The organism is Pseudomonas sp. MWU12-3103b (assembly GCF_023100615.1).
Taxonomy (GTDB): Bacteria; Pseudomonadota; Gammaproteobacteria; order Pseudomonadales; family Pseudomonadaceae; genus Aquipseudomonas; species Aquipseudomonas putida_A.
The window spans coordinates 413,670-440,030 of record NZ_JALMEY010000001.1; the positions used below are offsets into that span (position 1 = coordinate 413,670).

The 26,361-nt window shown below is 61.6% G+C and carries 27 protein-coding genes and 1 other RNA gene; 13 read left to right on the plus strand and 15 right to left on the minus strand.

What is annotated here, in order from left to right:
- Positions 1-80 precede the first annotated feature (80 nt).
- From M0808_RS01900 to M0808_RS01915, 4 genes are read right to left on the minus strand one after another with little or no spacing between them, the layout of a single operon-like run.
- Positions 81-818, minus strand: a complete 738-nt coding sequence (locus M0808_RS01900) for an amino acid ABC transporter ATP-binding protein (RefSeq protein WP_247839683.1) — start codon at positions 816-818, stop codon at positions 81-83.
- Entirely contained in the window at positions 805-1,455 is a 651-nt protein-coding gene (locus M0808_RS01905) for an amino acid ABC transporter permease (protein ID WP_095137639.1), read from the minus strand. The genes M0808_RS01900 and M0808_RS01905 overlap by 14 nt, the downstream gene beginning before the upstream one ends.
- A complete protein-coding gene (locus tag M0808_RS01910; RefSeq protein WP_202369147.1) occupies positions 1,452-2,120 on the minus strand; it encodes an amino acid ABC transporter permease in 669 nt (222 codons plus the stop codon). The genes M0808_RS01905 and M0808_RS01910 overlap by 4 nt, the downstream gene beginning before the upstream one ends.
- Before the next feature lie 22 nt (positions 2,121-2,142).
- Positions 2,143-2,928, minus strand: a complete 786-nt coding sequence (locus M0808_RS01915) for a transporter substrate-binding domain-containing protein (RefSeq protein WP_096796124.1) — start codon at positions 2,926-2,928, stop codon at positions 2,143-2,145.
- A 256-nt stretch (positions 2,929-3,184) separates the two neighbouring features.
- On the opposite strand from M0808_RS01915, the gene M0808_RS01920 reads away from it, so the two are divergent.
- The 6 genes from M0808_RS01920 (at position 3,185) to M0808_RS01945 (ending at position 10,549) form a co-directional block, all read left to right on the plus strand.
- Positions 3,185-3,892: an FCD domain-containing protein gene (locus M0808_RS01920; RefSeq protein ID WP_247839684.1), complete on the plus strand. Its 708-nt coding sequence runs from the start codon at positions 3,185-3,187 to the stop codon at positions 3,890-3,892.
- Between the two features lie 120 nt (positions 3,893-4,012).
- Entirely contained in the window at positions 4,013-4,342 is a 330-nt protein-coding gene (gene trxA / locus M0808_RS01925; RefSeq protein WP_003177349.1) for a thioredoxin TrxA, read from the plus strand.
- Positions 4,343-4,589: 247 nt separating this feature from the next.
- On the plus strand, positions 4,590-5,849 hold the full coding sequence (gene rho / locus M0808_RS01930) for a transcription termination factor Rho (protein ID WP_003229334.1): 1,260 nt from the start codon (positions 4,590-4,592) through the stop codon (positions 5,847-5,849).
- Between the two features lie 195 nt (positions 5,850-6,044).
- Entirely contained in the window at positions 6,045-8,045 is a 2,001-nt protein-coding gene (locus tag M0808_RS01935) for an acyltransferase family protein (protein WP_247839686.1), read from the plus strand.
- A 69-nt stretch (positions 8,046-8,114) separates the two neighbouring features.
- A complete protein-coding gene (ubiD, locus tag M0808_RS01940; RefSeq protein WP_003229330.1) occupies positions 8,115-9,581 on the plus strand; it encodes a 4-hydroxy-3-polyprenylbenzoate decarboxylase in 1,467 nt (488 codons plus the stop codon).
- Positions 9,581-10,549, plus strand: a complete 969-nt coding sequence (locus M0808_RS01945) for a CDP-6-deoxy-delta-3,4-glucoseen reductase (protein WP_047596694.1) — start codon at positions 9,581-9,583, stop codon at positions 10,547-10,549. Before ubiD ends, M0808_RS01945 begins: the two co-directional genes overlap by 1 nt.
- Positions 10,550-10,598: 49 nt before the next feature.
- Here M0808_RS01945 and M0808_RS01950 read toward each other — a convergent pair whose 3' ends face one another.
- The gene (locus M0808_RS01950; protein ID WP_282188190.1) at positions 10,599-11,072 is read right to left on the minus strand and encodes a sn-glycerol-3-phosphate transporter; all 474 of its coding nucleotides are present in this window, start codon (positions 11,070-11,072) and stop codon (positions 10,599-10,601) included.
- 354 nt (positions 11,073-11,426) lie between these two features.
- On the opposite strand from M0808_RS01950, the gene M0808_RS01955 reads away from it, so the two are divergent.
- Positions 11,427-12,095, plus strand: coding sequence for a gamma-glutamylcyclotransferase (locus M0808_RS01955; protein ID WP_047596692.1), 669 nt, complete (start codon positions 11,427-11,429; stop codon positions 12,093-12,095).
- Here M0808_RS01955 and glpT read toward each other — a convergent pair.
- Positions 12,071-13,420: a glycerol-3-phosphate transporter gene (gene glpT / locus M0808_RS01960; RefSeq protein WP_027610481.1), complete on the minus strand. Its 1,350-nt coding sequence runs from the start codon at positions 13,418-13,420 to the stop codon at positions 12,071-12,073. The two genes, M0808_RS01955 and glpT, sit on opposite strands and share 25 nt — an antisense overlap.
- A gap of 226 nt (positions 13,421-13,646) precedes the next feature.
- Between glpT and M0808_RS01965 the strand changes: the two genes are divergently transcribed.
- Positions 13,647-14,276, plus strand: coding sequence for a flagellar basal body-associated protein FliL (locus tag M0808_RS01965; protein ID WP_247839688.1), 630 nt, complete (start codon positions 13,647-13,649; stop codon positions 14,274-14,276).
- A gap of 14 nt (positions 14,277-14,290) precedes the next feature.
- On the opposite strand, the gene M0808_RS01970 is transcribed toward M0808_RS01965, so the two are convergent.
- The gene (locus tag M0808_RS01970; RefSeq protein WP_225136730.1) at positions 14,291-15,268 is read right to left on the minus strand and encodes an NADPH:quinone oxidoreductase family protein; all 978 of its coding nucleotides are present in this window, start codon (positions 15,266-15,268) and stop codon (positions 14,291-14,293) included.
- Positions 15,269-15,418: 150 nt separating this feature from the next.
- Between M0808_RS01970 and M0808_RS01975 the strand changes: the two genes are divergently transcribed.
- Positions 15,419-15,826, plus strand: coding sequence for a flagellar basal body-associated protein FliL (locus M0808_RS01975; RefSeq protein ID WP_027610485.1), 408 nt, complete (start codon positions 15,419-15,421; stop codon positions 15,824-15,826).
- Positions 15,827-15,842: 16 nt separating this feature from the next.
- Here the strand turns inward: M0808_RS01975 and M0808_RS01980 are convergent, their stop codons facing one another.
- The 4 genes from M0808_RS01980 to M0808_RS01995 form a co-directional block, all read right to left on the minus strand.
- On the minus strand, positions 15,843-16,961 hold the full coding sequence (locus M0808_RS01980) for an ABC transporter permease (protein WP_247839690.1): 1,119 nt from the start codon (positions 16,959-16,961) through the stop codon (positions 15,843-15,845).
- Complete coding sequence (rbbA, locus tag M0808_RS01985) at positions 16,961-19,687, minus strand: ribosome-associated ATPase/putative transporter RbbA (RefSeq protein ID WP_247839692.1); 2,727 nt, start codon at positions 19,685-19,687, stop codon at positions 16,961-16,963. The genes M0808_RS01980 and rbbA overlap by 1 nt, the downstream gene beginning before the upstream one ends.
- Positions 19,684-20,649, minus strand: coding sequence for a biotin/lipoyl-binding protein (locus M0808_RS01990; protein ID WP_247839694.1), 966 nt, complete (start codon positions 20,647-20,649; stop codon positions 19,684-19,686). Before M0808_RS01990 ends, rbbA begins: the two co-directional genes overlap by 4 nt.
- Before the next feature lie 121 nt (positions 20,650-20,770).
- Positions 20,771-21,220, minus strand: a complete 450-nt coding sequence (locus M0808_RS01995; RefSeq protein ID WP_247839696.1) for an EVE domain-containing protein — start codon at positions 21,218-21,220, stop codon at positions 20,771-20,773.
- Between the two features lie 196 nt (positions 21,221-21,416).
- On the opposite strand from M0808_RS01995, the gene M0808_RS02000 reads away from it, so the two are divergent.
- Entirely contained in the window at positions 21,417-21,572 is a 156-nt protein-coding gene (locus M0808_RS02000; RefSeq protein ID WP_003229308.1) for a hypothetical protein, read from the plus strand.
- 35 nt (positions 21,573-21,607) lie between these two features.
- On the opposite strand, the gene M0808_RS02005 is transcribed toward M0808_RS02000, so the two are convergent.
- The 4 genes from M0808_RS02005 to M0808_RS02020 form a co-directional block, all read right to left on the minus strand.
- The gene (locus M0808_RS02005) at positions 21,608-22,213 is read right to left on the minus strand and encodes a 5-formyltetrahydrofolate cyclo-ligase (RefSeq protein WP_247839698.1); all 606 of its coding nucleotides are present in this window, start codon (positions 22,211-22,213) and stop codon (positions 21,608-21,610) included.
- Between the two features lie 80 nt (positions 22,214-22,293).
- A non-coding RNA gene (ssrS, locus tag M0808_RS02010) (6S RNA) lies at positions 22,294-22,472 on the minus strand.
- Between the two features lie 30 nt (positions 22,473-22,502).
- A complete protein-coding gene (locus M0808_RS02015) occupies positions 22,503-22,820 on the minus strand; it encodes a cell division protein ZapA (RefSeq protein WP_007967943.1) in 318 nt (105 codons plus the stop codon).
- Positions 22,817-23,026 carry a TIGR02449 family protein gene (locus M0808_RS02020; protein WP_047597101.1) on the minus strand — a complete coding sequence of 70 codons (210 nt, stop codon included), beginning with the start codon at positions 23,024-23,026 and terminating at the stop codon, positions 22,817-22,819. Before M0808_RS02020 ends, M0808_RS02015 begins: the two co-directional genes overlap by 4 nt.
- 134 nt (positions 23,027-23,160) lie before the next feature.
- On the opposite strand from M0808_RS02020, the gene M0808_RS02025 reads away from it, so the two are divergent.
- Genes M0808_RS02025 through ubiH form a run of 3 tightly spaced genes read left to right on the plus strand, consistent with a single transcriptional unit; the run spans position 23,161 to position 26,267 of the window.
- Positions 23,161-23,721: a YecA family protein gene (locus M0808_RS02025; RefSeq protein ID WP_247839700.1), complete on the plus strand. Its 561-nt coding sequence runs from the start codon at positions 23,161-23,163 to the stop codon at positions 23,719-23,721.
- Positions 23,722-23,748: 27 nt separating this feature from the next.
- Complete coding sequence (gene pepP / locus M0808_RS02030) at positions 23,749-25,083, plus strand: Xaa-Pro aminopeptidase (protein ID WP_135296803.1); 1,335 nt, start codon at positions 23,749-23,751, stop codon at positions 25,081-25,083.
- On the plus strand, positions 25,080-26,267 hold the full coding sequence (ubiH, locus tag M0808_RS02035) for a 2-octaprenyl-6-methoxyphenyl hydroxylase (protein WP_247839702.1): 1,188 nt from the start codon (positions 25,080-25,082) through the stop codon (positions 26,265-26,267). The genes pepP and ubiH overlap by 4 nt, the downstream gene beginning before the upstream one ends.
- The last annotated feature ends 94 nt before the right edge of the window (positions 26,268-26,361 follow it).

Genomic DNA, 26,361 nt, shown 5'->3' on the forward strand with positions numbered 1-26,361 from the left:
GCCCGCTCCCACAGGTGACCGCGTTCCAATGTGGGAGCGGGCTTGCTCGCGAAGAGGCTATTACAGCCACTGCAAATCCTTCAGGCTGTCGTTTCGACCGTCCCAATGAAATTCGCCAGCTCCGCCGTCTGCGGATTGGCAAACAACACCTTCGGATCCCCCACTTCATGCACCTTGCCATGGTGCATGAACACCAGTTTGTCGCCGACTTCCCGGGCAAAGCGCATTTCGTGGGTCACCATGATCAGCGTCATGCCTTCCCTGGCCAGTTGGCGCACCACGGCGAGCACTTCGTTGACCAGTTCCGGGTCCAGCGCCGAGGTGATTTCGTCGCACAGCAGCACTTTCGGCGACATCGCCAGTGCCCGGGCAATCGCTACGCGCTGTTGCTGTCCGCCAGACAACCGATCCGGGAAGGCGTCGAACTTCTCCCCCAGCCCGACGCGTTCGAGCATCTTGCGCGCCAGTTCGGCCGCCTTGGCCTTCGGTACTTTCTGCACCACTTGCGGGGCGAGCATCACGTTTTCGCCGACGGTCAGGTGCGGGAACAGGTTGAACTGCTGGAACACCATGCCGACTTTCTGCCGCAGGCTGCGCAGGTCGGCGCGGGCGGCGTCGAGGTATTCGCCGTCGACTTCGATCACTCCGTCGTTGATTGACTCCAGGCCGTTGAGAGTGCGCAGCAGGGTCGATTTGCCCGAGCCGCTGCGGCCGATGATCGCCACCACCTGGCCTTCCTCGACGCTCAGGTCGATGCCTTTGAGCACGTGGTGATCGCCGTAGTATTTATGCAGGGCGGAAATTCTAAGCAGAGGCATGCAGTCTCCTTTCCAGGTAGCGCGCACTGAGCGACAAGGGGTAGCAGAGCAGGAAGTAGCCGAGGGCGACGAGGCCGTAGACCATGAACGGTTCGAAGGTGGCGTTGGCGAGCATGCCGCCGGTCTTGGTCAGCTCGGTGAAACCGATGATCGAGGTCACCGCAGTGCCTTTGACCACTTGCACCGAGAAGCCCACAGTCGGCGCCACCGCGATGCGTAGCGCCTGCGGCAGGATCACGTAACGCAATTGCTCCAGCGGATTCAGCGCCAGGCTCGACGAGGCTTCCCACTGGCCATTGGGGATCGCTTCGACGCAACCGCGCCAGATCTCCGCCAGATAGGCGCTGGTGAACAATGTCAGGGCAATCGCCGCCGCCATCCACGGCGAGATCTCGATCCCGGCCAGCGCCACGCCGAAGAACACCAGAAACAGCTGCATCAGCAGCGGTGTGCCCTGGAACAGCTCGATCCAGGTGCGGGCGATATTGCTCGGCAACGGGTTTTTCGAGATGCGCATGATCAGAATCAGCAGTCCGACGATCCCGCCGCCAATGAACGCCACCAGCGACAGTGCCAGCGTCCATTGCAGGCCGGTGAGCAGGTTGCGCAGGATGTCCCAGAAGGTGAAATCGCTCATCGGCTGCTCCTCGCGATATAGCGGCGGCCGATCCAGTTCAGCAACTGGCGGATCAGCAGCGCCATGCACAGGTAGATCAGCGTGGTCAGCGCATAGGTTTCAAAGGCGCGGAAGTTGCGCGACTGAATGAAGTTGGCGGCGAAGCTCAGCTCCTCGGTGGCGATCTGCGAACACACCGCCGAACCGAGCATGACGATGATGATCTGGCTGCTCAGGGCCGGCCAGACCTTGCCCAGCGCCGGCAGCAGGACCACATGGCGGAACGCTTCGAAACGGCTCATCGCCAGTGCGGCAGCGGCTTCCAGTTGTCCGCGCGGAATCGCCTGGATGCCGGCGCGGATGATCTCGGTCGAATACGCGCCGAGGTTGATCACCATCGCCAGCACCGCCGCCTGCCACTCGGAAATCTGCACCCCGAGCGAGGGCAGGCCGAAGAAGATGAAGAACAGTTGCACCAGAAATGGCGTGTTGCGGATCAACTCGACGTAGACGCCGAAGAGTGCCGAGAACGGGCGGATGTTCCACGCCCGCACCAGTGCGCCGACGATGCCCACGCCGACCCCGAACAGCGCGCCAATCGCCGTCAGCTCCAGGGTGAACAGCGCGCCGCGCAGCAGCAGGTCGGTGTTTTGCACCACCGGCATGAAATCGAACTGATAAGCCATCGATTGTCTCCCGCGCGACCGATCAGAGATCGGCCGGCAGCGGCTCTTTGAGCCAGGTCTGCGAGTTTTTCTCCAGCGCGCCGTCAGCCTTGGCGGTGGCGAGGATCTCGTTGACCTTGCCCAGCAGCGCGGGCTCGTTTTTGTTCACGCCGACGTAGACCGGCGAATCCTTGAGCTTCACTTTCAGCGCCGGCACGCGTTTCGGGTTCTTCTCGCTGATCGCCACCATCACCACGTTGCCGCTGGCGATCAGATCGACCTGGCCGGCGAGGTAGGCGGCGATGGTCGAGTTGTTGTCTTCGAAGCGCTTGATGGTCACGCCTTCGGGGGCGACCTTGGTCAGCTCGATGTCTTCGATCGCGCCACGGGTGACGCTGATGGTTTTGCCCTTGAGGTCGTCGAGCGTAGTGACGGCGGCATCAGGCGGGCCGAACACCGCGAGGTAGAAAGGCGCGTAGGCGTGGGAGAAGTCGATGACTTTCTCGCGCTCCGGGTTCTTGCCGAGGCTGGAGATCACCAGGTCGACCTTGCCGGTGGTGAGGAACGGGATGCGGTTGGTGCTGTTGACCGGGGTCAGTTCGAGTTTGACCTTAAGTTGATCAGCCAGCAGCTTCGCCGTGTCGATATCCAGGCCACGGGGTTTCATGTCCGGGCCGACCGAGCCGAATGGCGGGAAGTCCTGAGGCACGGCAACTTTCAGTGTGCCGCGTTTGACCACGTCTTCCAGGCCATCGGCGTGGGCGGGGATCTGGCTCAGCATCAGGCTGGAAAACAGAGCGGCGAGGAGGGCTCGGTAACGCAGGGTCATGGCAAATCTCCGGATCGACGGGAAGTGATTTCTGCGATCGGACAGAGCACGGGCCGTGCCAATACCCGGATTTATCCCCGGCAGGCCGCGGGTTTGCCGGGTTTGTTCGGTCTTACTGGTCTGAACAGTCAGGTTGTTTTTCGCACTCCGATGGCGCACCGGCAGCGGGCGCCGAACCCCGCTGGGGCACGACTTGCCGGATCCGGCGAATAGCTTTACAACTAGCCGCACCTTGGCCTGGCTCGTCTGAAAAACCATGAACTCGATCTCCCGCGCCGTACCCGAAGTGGCGCTGCAAGCCATTCGCAAACTGATCACCGAGCAGGGTTTCGGTGCGGGCGATGCGTTGCCGTCGCAACGGGATCTGGCGGTGCAACTGGGGGTCAGTCGGGCGTCGTTGCGCGAGGCGCTGTCGTCACTCAGTGCGCTGGGCGTGGTCAGCATCCAGCCGGGCAAAGGCGTGTTCGTGCAGGCACCGGTGGACATTGCGCAGGGTGACAATGCGCCGGGCTGGCCGTTCGCAGCGCAGGCCTCGCCGCTCGATATCTTTCAGTTGCGCTATGCGCTGGAGGGGTTTGCCGCCGGGCTGGCGGCGGTGACCTTGAGCACGCTTGACCTGGATGCGCTGGAGGACAACGTTGCGGCGATGCGCGAGCAATTGAAGGCCGGCGACTTCGAGGCCGCGGCGAAACTCGACTTCGAATTCCATCGGCGTATTCTGCTGGCCAGCGGCAATCAGGCGATGCTGAGCATCCTCACCGCCAGCGCCGAGATCTTTCTGGAGAGCCAGAAGCTACCGTTCATCCGCGCCGAACGGGCGATGGAAACCTGGCATGAGCACCGCAAGATCCTTCGTGCACTGGCGCGCCGGGCCTCCGCTGCGGCCCAGAAGGCCATGCAGGAACACGTGCGCAACGCCGCCCTGCGCACCGGAATTTCCTTCATTGCCCCCGCCACGGCGTGACTTGGGCTATACCCAAACTCATCGAGTGCCATAGCAAGACTCAATCAACTGCGGCTTCCTGAACAAGGGAAGGGCGGCTATGATGGGCCACGTTTTTTTGCTTACAACCTGGAGAATTCCATGAGCAGCGATCTTATCAAACACGTTAGCGACGCCAGCTTCGAAGCCGACGTACTCAAGGCCGAAGGCGCTGTACTGGTCGACTACTGGGCTGAATGGTGCGGCCCTTGCAAAATGATCGCTCCGGTTCTGGACGAGATTGCCGAGACTTACAAAGGCAAGCTGACCATCGCCAAACTGAACATTGACGAAAACCAGGAAACCCCGGCCAAGCACGGCGTGCGTGGTATCCCGACGCTGATGCTGTTCAAGAACGGCAACGTTGAAGCGACCAAAGTCGGCGCCCTGTCGAAGTCGCAACTGGCTGCTTTCCTCGACGCCAACATCTAAGCGTCGCAGTAAATCGCCGAAAAAAAGCCTCGCAATTTGCGGGGCTTTTTGCGTATTCAGGGCTAGACGCTCCGAAACTCAGGTGGTACATTCGGCCCCGCACTGGTTTCTCCACTGCCCCCTGCTAGCCGTCGCCGACGCACTCCTTTTCGAACAAGTTCGCGATCCTGTCGCCTTCTCCGCGGCGCGGCCTCATTAAGCCAAAAGCTTAATTTCCCCCCTCCATAAATGATTACGTCATTCCTATATGAATCTGACTGAACTCAAGCAAAAGCCGATTACCGAACTGCTCGAATTGGCCGAACAGATGGGCATAGAAAATATGGCCCGTTCGCGCAAGCAGGACGTGATTTTCTCCCTGCTGAAAAAGCACGCGAAAAGCGGCGAGGAAATCTCCGGTGATGGCGTGCTGGAGATTCTCCAGGACGGCTTCGGCTTCCTGCGCTCCGCTGACGCTTCCTACCTCGCCGGCCCGGACGATATCTACGTCTCGCCGAGCCAGATCCGTCGTTTCAACTTGCGCACCGGTGACACCATCGTTGGCAAGATCCGCCCTCCGAAGGAAGGCGAGCGTTACTTCGCTCTGCTCAAGGTCGACACGATCAACTTCGATCGTCCGGAGAACGCGAAGAACAAGATTCTCTTCGAGAACCTGACCCCGCTGTTCCCGACCGTGCGCATGAAGATGGAAGCCGGCAACGGTTCCACCGAAGACTTGACCGGTCGTGTGATCGACCTGTGCGCCCCGATCGGCAAAGGCCAGCGTGGTCTGATCGTTGCACCGCCGAAAGCCGGTAAGACGATCATGCTGCAGAACATCGCGGCGAACATCGCCCGTAACAACCCTGAAGTTCACCTGATCGTGCTGTTGATCGATGAACGTCCGGAAGAAGTGACCGAAATGCAGCGCACCGTGCGCGGCGAAGTGGTTGCCTCGACCTTCGACGAACCGCCGACCCGTCACGTGCAGGTTGCCGAAATGGTGATCGAGAAGGCCAAGCGCCTGGTCGAACACAAGAAGGACGTGGTGATCCTGCTCGACTCCATCACCCGTCTGGCCCGTGCCTACAACACCGTGATCCCGAGCTCCGGCAAGGTGCTGACCGGTGGTGTCGATGCTCACGCCCTGGAGAAACCGAAGCGTTTCTTCGGTGCTGCGCGCAACATCGAAGAAGGCGGCTCGCTGACCATTATCGCCACCGCGCTGGTTGAAACCGGCTCGAAGATGGACGAAGTGATCTACGAAGAGTTCAAGGGTACCGGCAACATGGAACTGCCTCTGGATCGCAAGATCGCCGAGAAGCGTGTGTTCCCGGCCATCAACATCAACCGTTCCGGCACCCGCCGCGAAGAGTTGCTGACCGCCGACGACGAACTGCAGCGCATGTGGATCCTGCGCAAGCTGCTGCACCCGATGGACGAAGTGGCTGCCATCGAGTTCCTGGTCGACAAGCTGAAAACGACCAAGACCAACGACGAGTTCTTCCTGTCGATGAAGCGCAAGTAACATCGCCGGTTGAACCGATAAAAAGGGCGCCCCTTTGGGGGGCGCCTTTTTTTTGCATGAAATTTACCCCGGCAATGGGAGGTTCCTGATCTGGTAAGGTCTGTGATCGGGCAACCCACAAACAGCGCTCGGAGCCTCTGTGATTAAGGCTCATGCTGTACAAAAAACAACCACCTGATTGGCATTAAAGATTTTATGAGCACACTCGCTTATCGAAGGGATATCGACGGCCTGCGAGCAGTCGCGGTGATCGCCGTGGTGCTGTTCCATTTTGGCGTCCCGGGGTTTACCGGCGGTTTTGTCGGCGTGGACGTGTTCTTCGTGATTTCCGGCTACCTCATCACCTCGATCATCTGGAATCAGCGTCAGGCTGGCCGTTTCAGCTTCGTCGAGTTCTGGGCGCGGCGTGCGCGGCGGATTCTGCCGGCGCTGTTCGCGATGATCATTGCGGTGCTGGCGGTGGGCTGGTTCCTGCTGGCGCCCAAGGACTACGAAGAGCTGGGGCGTTCGGTGCGCTATCAGGTGACGTTCGTCTCGAACATCCTGTTCATGCGTCAGGACGGCTACTTCGACGTTGCCTCTGACCTGAAACCGCTGTTGCACACGTGGTCACTGGCGGTGGAGGAGCAGTTCTATATCTTCTTCCCGCTGCTGCTGACGTTGCTCTCGAGCCGCCTGAAACACTGGCGGCTGACGCTGTTCGGCGTGCTGCTGGTGTCGTTCGGGCTGAGTGTGTGGGCGATCCAGCATCATCCGGAGAAAGCCTTCTTCCTGCTGCCGATGCGCGCCTGGGAGTTGCTGGCCGGGGCGATGCTGGCGGTTGCGCCGAAACACGCCTGGCGCTTGAAGCCGCTGGCCGCCCAGGCCTTGAGCCTGCTCGGCATGGGGTTGATCCTGCTGGCGGTGTTTGCCTATGACAAGTCGACGCCGTTCCCGGGTGTCACCGCGTTGCTGCCGGTGCTGGGCGTGGTGCTGCTGATTCTGGCCAACGGTCATCGCGAAACGCTGGTTGGTCAATTGTTGAGCAGTCGGGTGATGGTCGGCCTCGGGCTGATCTCCTATTCCTGGTATTTGTGGCACTGGCCGGTATTCGTGTTTTCCAGCTACGCCAGTGTCGATGAGCCGGGCGCGCTCGACACGGCCGGGTTGATTCTGCTGACCCTGGTGCTGGGTTATCTGTCGTGGAAGTTCGTCGAAACGCCGTTCCGTGAACGGCGCTTGCTCGCCGGTCGTCGGCAGATTCTGCTGGCCGGTTTCTGCGGGATCCTGGTGCTCGGTCTGGCCGGGCAATCACTGCGCTGGACCGATGGCTTGCCATGGCGCCTGTCCGAGCAGGCGCTGCAATATGCCAAGGGCCGCGAGTGGCGGCCGGAGCTGATGGCATGTCTGGCGGACGACAAGACCCCGGACGACAAGCTGTTCTGCCATTACGGCGTGGCGGATCTGCCGACCCGCGCGATGGTCTGGGGCGACAGCCATGCCACGGCGCTGATCCCGGTGTTCGATGACGGTGCCAAAGCTCACGGTGTCAGCGTGATTCTGGCCAGTTCTCCGGGTTGCATTCCGGTCGATGGGCTGGAGCATGACGGGGTTTGTGCACGCTTCAACAAGCGGGTCGAGCAGGGGCTGAAAACCCAGGCGATCAGCGATGTGGTGCTGGTCGCCCGCTGGAGCCTGTACCTGTACGGCGATGCCAAGGGTGATCTCGGGCATGTCTTGAGAACGCCAGATGGTCGTTACGATCGCGCCGAGGCCGAGCAGCGTTTTGCCGAAGGCCTGCGCACTCGCGTCGCACAATTGCGGGCAGCCGGGCATCGCGTATGGCTGGTGAAAGAGGCGCCGTTGCAGGCATTCAGCCCGCCGTATCGGCTGACGCGACTGGCGATGCTCGATCGTCCGGTGGATGACGTCGGCCTGGACGTCGAGGCGCACCACAAGCGTCAGGTGTTCATCAGTCAGTTGTTCGCGCAGTTGGCGCAGAATGATCCGGCGGTGCGCGTGGTCGATCCGGCGCCGCGACTGTGTGATGAAAACGGCCTGTGCCACGCCGAGCTCGGCGGCTACTCGCTGTACACCGATGACAATCACCTGTCCGAAGTCGGTGCGCGGTTTGTGGCGCCGATCCTCGAGCCGCTGTTTATCGGCCTGCAAGGCCGGGAAAACCTTGGCAAAGCGCAGACGAATGCAGCCAAGTAAGCAGCGACAGGCTGCCACAGGGCTGCATAGCAGGTAGGATGTACGCCTATTTTGAGGGTGCCATCGTCAATGAAATTCAAGGATCTTCGGGATTTCGTGCAGCAGCTTGAGCAGCGCGGAGAGTTGAAACGCATCCAGATTCCCGTCTCGCCGGTGCTGGAGATGACCGAGGTGTGCGACCGCACACTGCGGGCCAAGGGCCCGGCGCTGCTGTTCGAGAAGCCGACCGGCTACGACATCCCGGTGCTCGGCAACCTGTTTGGCACCCCGGAGCGGGTGGCCATGGGCATGGGCGCCGAGTCGGTCAGCGAACTGCGCGAGATCGGCAAGCTGCTGGCTTTCCTCAAGGAGCCGGAGCCACCGAAGGGCTTGAAGGATGCGTGGTCGAAACTGCCGATCTTCCGCAAGATCATCTCGATGGCGCCGAAAGTCGTCAAAGACGCGGTGTGCCAGGAAGTGGTCATCGAAGGCGACGACGTCGACCTGGCGATGCTGCCGGTGCAGACCTGCTGGCCCGGCGACGTCGGCCCGCTGATCACTTGGGGCCTGACCGTCACCAAAGGCCCGAACAAGGATCGCCAGAACCTCGGCATCTACCGTCAGCAAGTGATCGGCCGCAACAAGGTGATCATGCGCTGGCTCAGCCACCGTGGCGGTGCGCTGGACTTCCGTGAGTGGTGCGAGAAGCACCCGGGCCAGCCGTTCCCGGTCTCCGTGGCGCTGGGCGCCGACCCTGCGACCATCCTCGGCGCCGTGACGCCGGTGCCGGACAGTCTCTCCGAATACGCTTTCGCCGGCCTGTTGCGCGGTAACCGCACCGAGCTCGTCAAGTGCCGTGGCAACGACCTGCAAGTGCCGGCCACTGCCGAGATCATCCTCGAAGGGGTGATTCATCCGGGCGAAATGGCCGACGAAGGCCCGTACGGCGACCACACCGGTTACTACAACGAAGTCGACAGCTTCCCGGTGTTCACCGTCGAGCGCATTACCCACCGGATCAAGCCGATCTATCACAGCACCTACACCGGCCGTCCACCGGATGAGCCGGCGATCCTCGGCGTGGCGCTGAACGAAGTGTTCGTGCCGATCCTGCAGAAGCAGTTCCCGGAAATCACCGATTTCTACCTGCCGCCGGAAGGCTGCTCGTACCGCATGGCCGTGGTGACGATGAAGAAGTCGTATCCGGGGCATGCCAAGCGCGTGATGCTCGGTGTCTGGTCGTTTTTGCGACAGTTCATGTACACCAAGTTCGTTATCGTCACTGACGACGATATCAACGCCCGGGACTGGAACGACGTGATCTGGGCCATCACCACGCGCATGGACCCCAAGCGCGACACGGTGATGATCGACAACACGCCGATCGACTACCTCGACTTCGCCTCGCCGGTGTCCGGCCTGGGCTCGAAAATGGGCCTGGATGCCACCCACAAGTGGCCGGGCGAAACCACTCGCGAGTGGGGCCGCGTAATCGTCAAGGACGACGCCGTCACCCAGCGGATCGATGCCATCTGGAATCAGTTAGGAATAGATTGATGCGTGTAACCCTGCAGCCCTCCGGAGCGGTGCTTGAGATACGGCCCGGCGAGCGGATTCTCGATGGTGCGCGGCGCCTGGGCTATGAATGCCCGCAAAGCTGCCGCAACGGCAATTGCCACGTATGTGCGGCGCTGCTGGTGGAAGGCCGGGTCGAGCAGGCCGGCAAGGTGCACGACCACGGCGAGTTCTACACTTGCATAGCCGAGCCGCTGGAAGACTGCGTCCTGCTGTGGGATGGCGTGCTCGCGCTGGGAGAACTGCCGGTGCGCAGCCTGTCGTGTCAGGTCATCGAATGCCGGGATGTCGGTGGCGACACCTGGCGCGTGCGCCTGCGTGCGCCGGCCGGCAAGCCGCCGCGTTATCACGCCGGGCAGTACCTGATGATCGAGCGTGAAAACGGCGAGAAGTCGGCGTTCTCCATGGCCTCGGCGCCGCACGGCGGGCGCGATCTGGAAATCCACGTGCTGGCCCGTGAGGCCAGTGCACTAAGTCTGATCGAGCAGTTGCAACGCAACGCGATGGTGCGCGTCGAGCTGCCATTCGGTGACACTCACCTCGCCGAGTTGCCTGACGGGCCACTGGTGTTGATCGCCGCCGGCACCGGCATGGGCCAGATCCACAGCCTGATCGAACACTGCCGCGCCAACGGCTTCAAACACCCGGTGCATCTGTACTGGGGCGTACGCCGTCCGGAAGATTTCTACGACATCGAGCATTGGGACGAATGGCTGAAGCTGCCCAATCTGTTCCTGCACAAAGTCGTCAGCGACCAGTGCGGTTGGGAAGGGCGCTGCGGGATGTTGCACCAGGCCGTGTGTGAAGACTTCGCCGATCTGAAGTCCCTGCACGTCTACGCCAGCGGCTCGCCGGCGATGGTCTACGGCACGCTGGATGCGCTGGTGGAAGCCGGGATGGATGCGCACCAGATGCGCGCCGATGTATTTGCGTATGCGCCGCGCTCTTGAGCCGCGCGAATTGAGCCGAGCTCTTGCGTCCCGCGCCTGAGCCGCGCTTCTAGAAACGTACGCCGCCAGTCACCATCGCCGCATTGGCGCCGAGAAATACCAGCTCGGCGGCCAATGGGCCGTAGTGAGTCCCGACGGACGGAATGATCACCGGCGCAACGCCGTAGCGGTTCAAAGGAATCTTGTCCTTGTAATCACCGTGATAACCCTGCAACAGTCCACCCGTGAGTTTCAGATACAGCGGATATTCGCTGCTGTCATAGCGCTTGCCGACATAGGCGTAGTTCGAGCGCTGGCGGAACGAGTTACGGAAAGTTGCCCCGCCAAATACCCAGCCGGAAGCCTGATTGCGTTCGATGCCGATCAAGTCCTGATGATTATTGTGTTCGGGGTCGGGCGAGTAATGTCGGGTGTAGACACTGGTCTGGGCATACCAGAAGCCTTTGCCTTGCGCATTGTCCTCGGCCAATGCATGGCCGGCCTGAGCCATCAGCAACGCGGCCAGAAGTCTTGGGATTTTCATAGTGCAGCCTCAGTTAAACGGGATGGCTTGCGCCAGAGGAAGGCCGTTATACGTAGGCGTTCAGCGACGGAGAAGAAAGAAAGTCCGACATTTTAGTAGGAAGTTTCCCGCGCCTTCATGAACGAAACCTGAACAAGCGAAGGCTTATGCATATTTCATTCGGGTATTTAAGATATTTCTGCAATGGTATTAGGCTATATAAAGCCGCATAGCCGGGGCTGATAACCCCCAGTTAGCGCTATCGGGCAGGCCATACATCCTTTAGCACTTTTCGTTTTACAGTTACTGCTATATGTTCTATCCAGCGAATTGTGCTTACATCTTGTAATACTTGCGGGGCCGAACACTTCCGTCATGACAGCCATTGAATCTGCTTTTGTGAATCTGGCTTACCCTCCGCGGCTCGATCTGGGGCCGCAGCTGACCCACGAACAACTTCTCGTCTCGATGCAATCGACCATGGCGCGCCACAAGGGCGGCCCGGTGTGGCTGTTCGCCTACGGGTCGCTGATCTGGCGCCCGGAATGTACGGCGGTGGAGCGGGTGCGCGGGCGCGTCCATGGCTACCACCGCGGCCTGTATTTGTGGTCGCACGAGCATCGGGGGACGCCGGAAATGCCCGGGCTGGTATTTGGTCTGGATCGCGGCGGTTCATGCAGCGGCTTCGCCTATCGGCTGCCGGAAGAGAACCTCGACGCTGCGCTGTACGCGCTGTGGAAACGCGAGATGCCGTTCCCGTCCTATCGCCCGCACTGGCTCAACTGCCGTCTTGAGGATGGTAGCCAGGTTCAGGCGTTGGGGTTTGTTTTGGAGCGACACCTGCCCAGCTATGCCGGCAACTTGCCGGATCATGTGCTGAGTCAGGTGTTCGAAAGCGCTTGCGGGCGTTACGGCACCACTCGCGATTATGTCGAGCAGACCGCCCACGCCCTGCGCAGCCACGCCATGCCGGATCGAAATCTGGAGGCGCGGCTCAAGCGCTGTCAGTCAAAAGCCGATCAGGCGACGGCTTCGCGGCTCTGACTGGCGACTTGCTTGTGCCATAGGGTCGGGGCCAGGAAGGCCATCGACAGCAGGCAAGCGCCCACCAGCAGGACAAAACCACCGTTCCAGCCGAAGTGGTCAACGGTGTAGCCCATCGCCGCACTCGCCGCGACCGAACCACCCAGGTAACCGAACAGACCGGTGAAGCCCGCAGCCGTGCCGGCGGCTTTCTTCGGTGCCAGTTCCAGCGCCTGCAGGCCGATCAGCATCACCGGGCCATAGATCAGGAAGCCGATCGAGAACAGCGCGATCATGTCCACCGTCGGGTTGCCGGCCGGGTTCAGCCAGTACACCAGCGTCGCCACGGTCACCAGCGCCATGAACACCATGCCGGTCAGGCCACGATTGCCACGGAAGATCTTGTCCGACATCCAGCCGCACAGCAGCGTGCCCGGAATGCCCGCCCACTCGTAGAAGAAATAGGCCCACGAGGTTTTATCCACGGTGAAACCTTTGGCTTCTTTCAGGTAGGTCGGCGCCCAATCCAGTACGCCGTAGCGCAGCAGGTAAACGAACACGTTGGCCATGGCGATGTACCAGAGCATTTTGTTGCGCAGCACGTATTTGACGAAAATTTCCTTGGCGCTGAATTCGTCTTCGTGGCTGGCGTCGTAGCCTTCCGGGTAATCGTTCTTGTACTTCTCGATCGGCGGCAGGCCGACCGATTGCGGGGTGTCACGCATGGTGATGAAGGCAAACACCGCCACGCCCAGCGCCACCGCTGCCGGAACGTAGAAGGCTGCGTGCCAGTCATTGAACAGGCCCATGCCGATCAGGAACAGCGGGCCGATCAGACCGCCACCGACGTTATGCGCCACGTTCCACACCGAAACCACGCCGCCGCGTTCCTTCTGCGACCACCAGTGCACCATGGTGCGTCCGCTCGGCGGCCAGCCCATGCCCTGGGCCCAGCCGTTGATGAACAGCAGGATGAACATCATGGTCACGCTGGAAGTCGCCCAAGGCGCGAAACCGAAAATGAACATCACCCCGGCGGACACCAGCAGGCCGAACGGCAGGAAATAACGTGGGTTGGAACGGTCGGACACCAGCCCCATCAGGAACTTCGACAGGCCGTAGGCAATGGCGATGGCCGACATCGCCAGACCCAGATCGCCACGGCTGTAGCCTTCGTCGATCAGGTACGGCATGGCCAGCGAGAAGTTTTTGCGCAGCAGGTAGTAACCCGCGTAGCCAAAGAAGATACCGGCGAAGATCTGCCAGCGCAGGCGTCGGTAAGTACTGTCTATTTTTTCTTCAGGCAATGGAGCCTGATGTGCGGCAGGACGAAAGAAAGCAAACATTCAAGAGCTCCAGATTTCTTGTTTTGACTGCGGATGCGAATGTTACAGTTTCGTTACCGAAAATAGCACCGGTTCGCATCGGCAAAACAGCGGAAAATGTTGGAAGTCGCACGTTCTTTTACGAACCTGTCGCTCAGCTGTAAGAACAGGGCGTTTTCACCACTTATCTACATGGAGTGACTTAGACTCGCGGCCCGTTCAGCCGATTGATCAGCCGAGATAAGCAATGTCACTGAAGGTTCGCATGTTGATGCCGAGATTTTTGGTGGCAGCGGGACTTGCCGTCGTGTTGCTGACATTGATCGTCACCGATCATCCTTCGCATTCCGGCCTGCGCAACGCCACGGTGCTGATCATTCGGCATGCGGAAAAACCGGATACAGGATCGGTGCTCAATGCCCGAGGCGAGCAACGCGCCGCCGCCTACGTCGACTATTTCAATCCGCTGAAACTCGACGGCCAGACACTCACGCCCCAGCGTTTGATCGCTGCCGGCGATACCCCGGAAAGTTCGCGCTCACGCCTGACCCTGACCCCGCTGGCCCAGCGCCTGAACCTTGCGATCGAGCAGCCCTTCGTCAATGGCGATCTGCATCAACTGGTCAAACTGTTGCGCAAGAGCAATCAGGCGCAGACGGTGCTGATCGCCTGGCATCACGGCCATATCAATAAACTGCTCAAAGCCTTTGGCGGCGACCCCACAGCCCTGATGGGTCAGGAAAAATGGCCGGATGAGGTCTTCGACTGGCTGATCGTCCTGCGCTTCGATGACAAGGGACGGTTGATTCCGTCGCGCAGCCTGAAGGTGCAGGAGCACCTGTTGTCGGGCGACGCGGCACCATCGCCCGGCGGCTGAAACAGACTACGGTTTCAGCGCACCTGCACCACCACCTTGCCCACCGCCTTGCGCTGGCCCAGATCATTAATCGCCTGCGCCGCATTACTCAGCGGATACACCTGCGACACCAGCGGTTTCAACTTGCCCTCGGCGAACCAGCTGAACAGTTGCTGGAAGTTCGCCGCGTTGTCCTGCGGCTGGCGCTGGGCGAAGGAGCCCCAGAACACGCCGAGTACCGCGGCGCCCTTGAGCAGGGCGAGGTTGACCGGCAGCTCGGGGATGCGTCCGCTGGCGAAGCCGACCACCAGCAGGCGGCCGTTCCAGGCGATGGCGCGGATGGCCTGGTCGAACAGGTCGCCGCCGACCGGGTCGTAGATCACGTCGGCGCCCTGGCCATCGGTGAGGCGTTTGATTTCGTCCTTGAGGCTGGTTTCGCTGTAGTTGATCAGTTCATCGGCGCCAGCGGCCTTGGCCACGGCAAGTTTTTCCGCGCTGCTGGCGGCGGCGATGACCCGGGCGCCCATGGCTTTACCGATTTCCACTGCCGCCAGGCCCACGCCACCGGAAGCGCCGAGCACCAGCAGGGTCTCGCCCGGTTGCAGGTTGGCCCGTTGCTTGAGGGCGTGCATCGAAGTGCCGTAGGTCATGCTGAACGCGGCGGCGGTGTTGAAATCCATCGACGGCGGGATCGGCAGCACGTTGTAACCCGGCACCGCGACCTGTTCGGCGAAGCTGCCCCAGCCGGTCAGGGCCATGACCCGGTCGCCGACTTTCAGGTGGCTGACTTTCTCACCGACGGCGCTGACCACGCCGGCCGCTTCGCCCCCCGGCGAAAACGGGAAGGGCGGCTTGAACTGATACTTGCCCTCGATGATCAGCGTGTCCGGGAAGTTGACCCCGGCGGCGTGCACCTCCAGCAGGATTTCGTTCTTCTTCGCGACAGGACTGGCGACGTCTTCCAGCACCAGCGATTCGGCAGGGCCGAAGGCTTTGCACAGCACGGCTTTCATCAGGGCTATTCCTTTGGGAGTGATGGCCGATAAGTGTAGGTGTGTCAGTCAACGGGTCAACGAGCATGCCCGGCCCTGATAGTCAGCCATAAGCTTGTGCTTGCGCGGCGGGTCGTTATGCTAGGCCGCAAACCGGATAAGGAGCGAATTGTGAAAGCGTGGATCATGTTGTTGCTGGCCCTGTCTCTGCCTGTGGCAGCGCTGGCCGAAGAAGCCAAAGAAGGCGAGGCGCCGAAGGTCAACTACATCACCCTGAGCCCGCCGTTCGTGGGCAACTACGGGCTGGACGGCACGCCCAAGCTGAAGGTCTACAAGGCCGACGTGGCGCTGCGTGTGACCGGCGAAGAGGCGACCAAACTGGTCAAGGCCAACGAGCCGCTGATTCGCAATCAACTGGTGGCGCTGTTCACTCAGCAGACCACCGAGGCGATGGGCAGCATCGAAGGCAAGGAAAAGCTGCGTCAGGAAGCCCTGAAGCAGACCCAGCAAGTGATGAATGACGAGACCGGCAAACCGGTGGTTGAAGATCTGTTGTTCAACAACCTGATCATTCAGTAACCACGCTGGCCGCTGTTCAGGACGCCAGGCTCTTGCGAAAGCGCGCCAACGCGATGACGAAGAACAGCAGGCCGATAGCCGTCAGCGCCAGCAAGTCCGGCCAGACCACGCTCAGCCCGGCGTCGCGAAACAGAATCGCGGCGCTGAGGCTGACAAAGTGTGTGGACGGCGAGCCCTGCATGACCCATTGCAGCCACTGCGGCATGCTGTCCAATGGCGTGCTGCCGCCGGACAGCAGCAACATCGGGATGATCACCGGAATCGCCAGCAGACCGAACTGCGGCGTCGAGCGCGCCAGCGTCGCCAGAAAGATACCCAGCGCGGTACTGGCAAACAGATAAACCGCAGTCACCAGCAAAAACAGACTCATCGAGCCGGCCAACGGCACACCCAACAGGCCTTTGACCACCACCTCCAGCGACAGCCAGGTGCACAACACCACCACCAGCAGGTTGCTCCAGATTTTCGCCAGCATGATTTCCAGCGCCGTCAGCGGCAGCACCAGCAAATGGTCGAGCGTGCCGTGTTCGCGTTCGCGCAGCAGCGCCGTGCCGGTGAGGATGATCGCCAGAATGGTGATGTTGTTGACGATCTGAATCACCGCCAGAAACCAGCCGCCCTCCAGATTGGTGTTGAACAGGGCGCGAGTAGTCAGTTGCACGGGTGCCTTGGCCGCTGCACCGCCCTGACCGGCATAGTCGAGCAATTCGCGCTGGAAGATCCGGCCGATGTAGCCGGCGCCCATGAACGCTTGGCTCATGGCTGTGGCATCGACGTTGACCTGAATCGCCGGTTGCCGCGCCGCCAGCAGGTCGGTTTGAAAGCCCGCCGGAATATTGATCACGAAGGTGTACTGGCCGCTGTCCATCACTTGGTCCAGCTGCGCATAAGGCAACAACACCGGCGTCTGGAATTCCGGCGGCTGCAGGGCCTGGGCCAATTGGCGTGAGAGGGCGCTGTGGTCTTCGTCGACGATGGCCACGCTGGCGTTGTGCACGCCGATCACCGAACCGGCGGCGGGCATGTAGATCGCCACGGTGAAAGCGTAGAACAGGAACAGCAGCAACACGCTGTCATGGCGCAGGCTGGTCAGCTCCTTGAGTCCCAGGCGCAGGATGTGCGCGAACTTGTGCATCAGGCCTCCTGCTTTTTCAGCATGATCAGGCTCAGCCCGGTGAACCCGACAAAGAACCCGAATAGCGCCAGGCACTGCGGCCACAGCTGACGCAAGTCCAGCGCTTTGGTGAACGTACCCACCGCGATGTCGAGGAAGTGCCCCGCCGGAAACAGCATGCCCATCACTGCTGCCGCACCTTCCAGCGACGAGCGCGGCACGATCAGCCCGGAGAACTGGATGGTCGGCAGGCTGGTGATGATCATGGTGCCGAGGATCGCGGCGATTTGTGTGCGGGTGAATGCCGAGATCAGCAGGCCCATGCTGGTGGTCGCCAGCACGTACAGCAGGCCGCCGAACGCCAGCGTCAGCAGGCTGCCCTTGAACGGCACGCCGAACAGCCAGCGATTCATCGCTACCAGCAGCGCGAGATTGACCAGACTGACCAGCAGGTACGGCGCCTGTTTGCCCAGCAGAAACTCCAGACGGGTCAGGGGTGTGGCGTAGAAATTGGTGATCGAGCCCAACTCCTTTTCGCGCACGATGCCGAGCGCCGTGAGCATCGCCGGAATGAAGGCGAGGATCAGCGCCATGACCCCGGGGCCGATGGCGTTGACGCTGACCACGTCCTGGTTGTAGCGAAAGCGGGTTTCCAGACTAGCGGCCGCCGGGTGGGCCAGCGCCGGGCTACTTTGTTCGGCCAGCTGTTGCAGATTGCCCAGGTGCACGGCTTCAACATAGTTACGGCTGGTTTCGGCGCGAAACGGCATGCCGCCATCCAGCCACGCCGCCACGGCGGGTTGGCGCCCGGCGTACAGATCGCGGCCGAATCCGGGGGGAATCTCCAGCGCCAGTTTGATTTCCGAGCGTTGCAGGCGCCGGTGCAGTTCCTGCGGATCATGAATGGCCGGCTGTTCGTCGAAGTACCGGGAGCCGCGAAACGCCTCCAGATAAGCTCGGCTCTGCGGCGTCTGATCCTGGTCGTACACGGCAAACGCGAGGTTTTCCACGTCCAGCGAGATGCCGTAACCGAAGATCACCATCATGAAAATCGCCCCGGCCAATGCGAACGCCATGCGCACTTTGTCGCGCAACAGCTCCTTGCCTTCGCGACTGGCCACGGCCAACAGGCGACCGAGGCTGAAACCGTGACGGGGCAGCGGTGTTGTCGCTGCGCTCGGTGGCGCCATTTGCGGTTCGGCCACAGGCGCTGATGGCTGAGCGCCCTGAGCCTGTTCCAGGCAAGTGACGAAGGCCGCTTCCAGCGTCTCTCCGGCAAACTGGCGTTGCAGCGCCGCCGGGGTGTCGCAGGCGAGGACCTTGCCCGCGTGCATCAGCGAGATGCGGTCGCAGCGCTGCGCTTCGTTCATGAAGTGCGTGGAGAGGAAGATCGTCACGCCCTGTTCGCGGGACAACTCGATCAACAGTCGCCAGAAATCATCACGGGCTGCCGGATCGACGCCGGAAGTCGGCTCGTCGAGAATCAGCACCTCCGGGCGGTGCAGCACCGCCACCGCCAGTGACAGACGCTGGCGCAGCCCCAATGGCAATGCTCCGGATGGCTGGTCGGCGACCGCGAGCAGATTGAAGCGCTGAATCAACGCCTCGATGCGTTGTGCGCTCTCGGTTTTGGGCAGGTCGAACAGCCGCGCGTGCAGTTCGAGGTTCTGCCGCACACTGAGTTCGCCATACAACGAAAAACTCTGCGACATGAAGCCAACCCGCTTGCGCGTGGCCAGATCCTTGGCGTTCACCGGGTTACCGAGCAGCGTCGCACTGCCTTCGCTGGCCGGCATCAGCCCGGTCAGGACTTTCATGGTGGTGGTCTTGCCGCAGCCGTTGGAGCCAAGAAAGCCGAAAATCTCGCCACGCCCAATGGCAAAACTGACGTGATCCACAGCGGTGAAGTCGCCGAAGCGCAGCGTCAGGTCGTGGGCTTCGATGGCGATGTCGCTGCTGTTGCCGGTGCGCGGTGGAATCACCAGCGGTTGAGCGTCATGCTGGCTGTCGCCCTGGAAGTGGGTGAAGGCGTCATCGAGTTTGCCGCTGGGGGTGACGGTCGCCAGCTCACGACTCAGGCCGGTGGCGATCAACTTGCCGGCATCGAGCATCAGGCAATGCTCGAACTGCTCGGCTTCTTCCATATAGGCCGTGGCGACCAGCAGCGTCAGTTGCGGGCGCTGGCGTCGCACATCGTCGACCAACTCCCAGAAGCGCCGGCGCGAGAGTGGGTCGACGCCGGTGGTCGGCTCATCGAGGATCAGCAGATCCGGTTCATGGATCAGCGCGCAGCACAGCCCGAGTTTCTGCTTCATACCGCCGGACAACTTGCCGGCGGGGCGCTCGGCGAACTTCAGCAGATCCGTGGCGAGCAACAGGCTGTGCATGCGCTGCTCGCTTTCAGCCTTGGACAGGCCGAACAGCGTCGAGAAGAACTGGATGTTCTCGCGGATCGACAGCTCCGGGTACAAGTTGCCGCCCAGCCCCTGCGGCATGAAGGCGATGCGCGCATAGAGTGTGTCGCGATGCCGGCGATCCTCGATCGCGCCACCGAGCACCTCCAGTTGCCCTTGCTGCAGGGTCTTCACGCCGGCAATCAATCCCAGCAGACTGGACTTGCCCGCACCATCGGGGCCGATCAGCCCGCAGCGCGTACCGGCGGGCAGGCTGAAGGCGATGTCGCTCAGCGCTTGCTGTTTACCGTAGCGGTGGGCGATACCGGTTGCTTGCACCGCAAGGCCGCTCATTGCAGATTGGCCGGCCATTCGACGGGCGCGATCCGCACGTAGCCGGCCCCCGGCATGCCGGGTTTGGCCTGCGGCACGGCGCTGGGTTGAACCAGGCGCAGCTTGACGCGGAACACCAGTTTTTGCCGCTCGTCGCGGGTCTCGACCTCTTTGGGGGTGAACTGCGATTTGGCCGCGACGAAGCTGATTTTTGCCGGCAGCGGGTTATCGGGCAAGGCATCGAGCAGCACGCGCGCCTCATCGCCCACCGCCAGGCGCCCGGCCACCGCGGCTGACAGATAGAGGTTCATGTACTGGTCGTTGGGATCGATCAGCAGCAAGACCCGGCCACCGGCCCCCAGCACTTCGCCGGGTTCGGCCATGCGCAGCTGGATCACGCCATCAATCGGCGCGCGCAGACTGCTGTCGTCAATTTCACTGGTCAACTGTGCGACTTGAGCCTGTGCCGCGCCAATCGCCGCACTGACAGCAGACACCTGGGCCCGGGCGGCGACAACGGCAGCGTTGCCAGTGCCGATGCGTGACTGCAACTGATCGATGATCTGCGCGCTGACGTAACCGTGCTTGAACAGTGATTGCGAGCGGCCGAGTTCTTGCTGGGCCAGCAGCAGTTCACTCTGGCGCAATTGCACGTTGGCCTGAGCAGCGTTGAGATTTTCCCGAGCGCGCAACACTTCGGCTTCGGCCTGATTGCGCTGGGCTTCGAGGGTGCGGGTGTCCATACGCGCCAGCAGTTGGCCCTTGCTGACCTTGTCGCCTTCGTCGACCAGCACCTCGGCGAGGCGCCCGGGGGTCTTGCTGGCGATCTGCACTTCAGTGGCTTCCAGCCGCCCGTTGCCCATCGACAGTCCTTCGACCAGGCGGCTGCTGATTGACATCCAGTAACCTAATCCGCCAGCGGCGGCGAGTAACACCAGGAGCAAACCGGCGTATAGAAGTGAAGAACGGCTGTGCGTCGACATGGGGGCATCCTGCGGCAGTGGCTTGCAGTCTGACTGTTCAAGCGTTCCATTCGCTTGATGTCAGTCAAATGAGCGCCAAGCCTAGCCCCTTTTGTCGGTAAAAACCGTGACCGGCGAGTTCTCAGCGCAAACCAAGCACCGCGACCCACTGTTCGGCCGTCACCGGCATCACCGACAGGCGACTGCCTTTTTGCACCAGCGGCATTTCGGCCAGCGCAGTCTGCTGTTTCAGGTAATCGAGCTTCAGCACCCGGGCAAACGTCTCGACATGCGCAACATCAATCGCAGTCCAGGCGTTTTTATCGGGTGTGGCCTTCGGGTCGAAGTAATGGCTCTCGGGTTCCAGTGCGGTGGGATCCGGGTACGCCGCCTCGATTATTTTGCCGATTCCGGCGATACCCGGCTCCGGGCAACTGGAGTGGTAGAAAAAGAACTCATCGCCCACCGCCATCGCCCGCAGGAAATTGCGCGCCTGATAGTTGCGAACCCCGTCCCAGCGCGCTTTGCCGAGTTTCTCCAGATCTTTGATCGAGAGTTCGTCGGGCTCGGATTTCATCAGCCAATAGGCCATGTCTTTTGCTCCTCAGCGGTGATTGGGCAGGTTGTCGGGCAATTTTATGACAAACCGACGGTCGGTTGACGTCAGCGTTTGCGCCCGGGTTCACGTTGTCGCAAAATGCCGGCCTTTAAAGCTTGACGCTGCTGCACGGCCTACGAACGGAAACCGCTGCTGTCATCGTGATGATGTGCCTTGAGGGGGGCAATCGATGAAACGCAAACCGGATTTGCTATGGACTTTGGTTATTTTGTTCGGCCTTGGTGTCGTGACCACCGGTTACGCGCAAAGTCTGTGGACGAGCAAGACCGATGCTCCGGTTGAAGTCGCGCAACAGGTCCAACAGTCGACCGCCTTCAAGCGCTGAAACTGCCTTCCCGACGCCGCTGATCTGCGCGGCGTCTATCCCGCGAAATACCACGCCTTATCGGTGACCGTGCCCTGCAACGGTACATCCCAGCTGGCCTGTGCCAGGCGTTCGACCTTCTGACATTCATGGGCCAAGCCCAGCAACGTCGGCTTGCGCCAGTTCTTGCGCCGGCCCAGGTACGCCAGACTGCGATCGTAGAATCCGCCGCCCATCCCCAGACGTCCGCCAACATCGTCAAACCCCACCAGTGGCAACAGCACCAGATCCAGGGTCCAGATCTTGCGCTGATGGGCCAGATTGGCTCGTGGTTCGAGAATGCGGAAGCGGTTGGGCTTGAGCTTGTCGCCGGGGCGAATCCGCTGGAACACCATTTTGGTTCGCGGCCAGGCGCTGAGCACCGGCAGGTAGGTGGCTTTGCCGCGCCGCTGGGCTTCGCGCAGCAGCAGGCGCGGGTCGATTTCACCGTCGGTGGGCAGATACAGAGAGATGTGTTTCGCCCGGCGAAAGTGCGGGTCTTGCGCCAGTTGGCGGAACAGGCCTTTGGCGGCCTGCCGCTGTTCACCGGGAGTCAGTGAACGACGCGCCTTGCGCAGCAGGCGGCGGAGTTGCGGGCGGGGCAGCAGCGCAGGTTCGGTCATGGTTCGGCTTCGGCAGGTGAGGGCGAAAACGCACGCATAAAAAATCCGATGCCGGCAAAAACCGGCATCGGATTCGAATCAGGCTCCCCGGATGAACCGCTGTCAACTTAGCCCTTGAACCCGAAAGTTCAAGGTGGAAGATGCAGTAGACTTTAAGGCTTTCCGTCTGGCGGACATGCACACCAGCCCAACGTGCAACTTCCAGGGTAGTGCGAATCGGCTCAGGGACATCGTCAACTGGCAAGCACCCCAGGGAGTGCGGCGAGTATACCTCAAGCGGCCTGGCGAATCAGCCCTTGCTGATGTCCGGATCGTCGGCCAGCACCAGATCGACACGATCGAGCAAGTCGCGCACCTGTTCACGGGTCGAGCCGCTGGCCTGGATGTCCGGGCGCTCTTCTTTGTGCAAGAGGTCGTGGGTGATGTTTAGCGCGGCCATTACCGCAATACGGTCGGCGCCGATGACTTTGCCGCTGCTGCGGATCTCGCGCATCTTGCCGTCCAGGTAGCGGGCGGCGCTGACCAGATTGCTGCGTTCTTCCTGGGGGCAGATGATCGAATATTCTTTGTCGAGGATCTGCACGGTAACGCTATTGCTTGAACTCATGAGTCTTGCTCCAGGGCCTTGAGGCGCGAAATCATCGATTCGACCTTACGCCGGGCGATTTCGTTTTTTTCAATGAGGTGAGCGCGTTCCTCGCGCCAGGTCTTTTCCTGAGCTAGTAAGAGTGCGTTTTGACTCTTTAGTTGCTCGACTCGGCTAATCAGCTTTTCGAGTCTGGCCATCAGCGCTTGCAGGTCGGTGTCTTCCATTGTGTCCACTGAATTCATCTGATGGGCGGCAGGCGCCTGGCTGGCGGACAGCCTTTAATAGTCTTGGCGAGTCTGTCGATGTAGGATACAAGGCCTTCATTCTAGACATAGCGCCGTCTGGCGCCTAGCTGCCCATGACCATTGCGAATTCCCCGTACCAAGCCTTTGCCACCCTGCTGACTGCCAGCGGCCACAACGTCTCGCCTGCCGAACTGCATGGCCTGCTGCTCGGCCGCAGCTGCGCCGGTGCCGGCTTCAACGCCGACGAGTGGCTGATCGATGCCGCCGAACTTCTGGAAAACGAGCCACAGGACAACGTCCGCAACGCCCTGATCGGCCTGCAAGAGATGGTCAAGGGTGAGTTGACCGGTGACGACGTCACCGTCGTTCTGCTGCTGCCGACCGATGACGCGCCGCTGGCCGACCGCGCCGCCGCACTGGGCCAATGGTGCCAGGGCTTCCTCAGCGGTTTCGGCCTGAACTGCCGCGACAGCAGCATGCTCAGCACCGAAGCCACCGAAGTGCTGCAGGATCTGGCGGCGATCTCCCAGGTGCAAGACGCCCTGGAAGAGTCCGACGACGGCGAAAACGATTACATGGAAGTCATGGAATACCTGCGCGTCGCGCCGCTGCTGCTGTTCTCGGAAACCAAGAAAGCCGACGCGCCGCCAGCCGCCAAGCCGTCGTTGCATTAATCGCGTGCCAGGGAAAGCCATCTGCCCATGATCCATATCCCCAAAGCGGAATACAGCCGTCGCCGCAAGGCCCTGATGGCGCAGATGGAACCCAACAGCATCGCGATCCTGCCCGCCGCCGCGGTCGCGATCCGCAACCGCGACGTCGAGCACGTCTACCGCCAGGACAGCGACTTCCAGTACCTCAGCGGTTTCCCCGAGCCACAGGCGGTCATCGTCCTGATGCCCGGCCGCGAGCACGGCGAGTACGTGCTGTTCTGCCGCGAGCGCAATGCCGAACGCGAGTTATGGGACGGCCTGCGCGCCGGCCAGGAAGGCGCAATCCGTGATTACGGCGCTGACGACGCGTTCCCGATTACCGACATCGACGACATCCTCCCGGGCCTGATCGAAGGCCGCGACCGGGTGTATTCGGCGATGGGCAGCAATCCGGAGTTCGACCGCCATCTGATGGACTGGATCAACGTGATCCGCTCCAAGGCGCACCTCGGCGCCCAGCCACCGAACGAATTCGTTGCCCTGGATCATCTGCTGCACGACATGCGCCTGTATAAATCGGCGGCAGAAGTGAAGGTGATGCGCGAAGCCGCACGGATTTCCGCTCAGGCGCATATCCGCGCGATGCAGGCCAGCCGGCCGGGACTGTACGAATACAGCCTCGAAGCCGAACTCGATTACGAATTCCGCAAGGGCGGGGCGAAGATGCCGGCCTACGGTTCCATCGTCGCCGCCGGGCGCAACAGTTGCATCCTGCATTACCAGCAGAATGACGCGCTGCTCAAGGACGGCGACCTGGTGTTGATCGACGCCGGTTGCGAGATCGACTGCTATGCCAGCGACATCACCCGCACCTGGCCGGTCAACGGCAAGTTTTCCGCCGAGCAGAAAGCGATCTACGAATTGGTGCTGGCCTCGCAGGAAGCCGCATTCGCTGAAATCGCTCCGAACAAAAACTGGAACCAGGCGCACGAAGCCACGGTCAGGGTGATTACCGCAGGTCTGGTCAAGCTCGGAATCCTGCAAGGCGAGGTCGATGAGTTGATCGCGACCGAAGCCTATAAAGCGTTTTACATGCACCGTGCCGGCCATTGGCTGGGCATGGATGTACATGACGTTGGCGAGTACAAGGTCGGCGGCGAATGGCGGGTGCTGGAGGTCGGCATGGCGCTGACGGTCGAGCCGGGCATCTACATCGCCCCGGACAACCAGAACGTGGCAAAGAAATGGCGCGGCATTGGCGTGCGCATCGAGGATGACGTGGTAGTGACCAAGACCGGTTGTGAAATATTGACCAGCGGCGTACCGAAAACCGTCGCCGAAATCGAAGCGCTGATGGCGCAAGCACGGACACACGCGGCATGAGTCGAGTCAATCTGGCAATCATCGGTGGCGGCCTGGTCGGCGCCAGCCTGGCGTTGGCCTTGCAGGCCGGGGCCAAGGCGCGTGGCTGGAAAATCGTCCTGATCGAACCGTTCGCCCCCGGCGACAGCTGGCAGCCGAGCTACGACGCACGTTCGTCGGCGCTGTCCTTCGGTTCCCGGCAGATCTATCAACGGCTGGGCGTATGGCAGGAAATTTCCCGCCGCGCCGAGCCGATCAAACAGATTCACGTGTCCGACCGTGGTCGCTTCTCCACCGCCCGTCTGTCGGCGATGGAAGAGGGCGTGCCGGCCTTGGGCTACGTGGTGGAAAACGCCTGGCTCGGCCAGTGCCTGTGGCAGCACCTGGACAAAGACGTGATCAGCTGGCGCTGCCCGGCGGAAGTCACGCGCATGGAGCCGCTGCCCGACGGCTATCGCCTGACCCTCAACGATGAAACCACCGTCGAGTGCGATCTGGCGGTGCTCGCCGATGGTGGTCGCTCCGGTCTGCGCGAACAACTGGGCATCAACGTGCGCAAGCGTCCGTACAACCAGAGCGCGCTGATCGCCAACATCACCCCGAGCGAATCACACAACGGCATGGCCTTCGAGCGCTTCACCGACGAAGGGCCGATGGCCTTGCTGCCGCTGCCGGACAACCGTTGCGCACTGGTCTGGACCCGCCTGGGCATGGATGCGCAACGCCTGGCAGACCTCAGCGAGCGCGATTTCCTCAGCGAACTGCAAGGCGTGTTCGGCTACCGCCTCGGCACCTTGAAACAGGTCGGTGCGCGGCATCTGTATCCGTTGTCGCTGGTCGAGGCCGAGGAGCAGGTGCGCTCGCATCTGGCCGTGCTGGGCAATGCCGCGCACAGCCTGCACCCGATTGCCGGACAGGGTTTCAACCTGTCGCTGCGTGATGCCGATGCCTTGGCCGCTGCGCTGCTGGCCAGCGACAAACCGCTGGGCGACTTCCCTACATTGCAGGCGTATCGCGAGCGGCAGCGTCTGGATCAGGAGCTCACCGTGGGCTTCTCCGATCAGGTCACCCGACTGTTCGGCAGCACCCAGCCGCTGATCTCGCTGGGCCGCAACATCGGCCTGCTCGGTCTCGATCTGTTGCCACCGGCCAAGCGCTGGTTTGCTCGTCAGGCCATGGGGCTGGGGACGCGGCCGGATGCTTGAGCGGCGGGTCGGCACTTTCACTTTCAGCAGCGCGCCGCCAACTGGCGCGCTCGCTAAAACCCTTTACGGGCGGCGCATGCCGCCAGCGAGACAG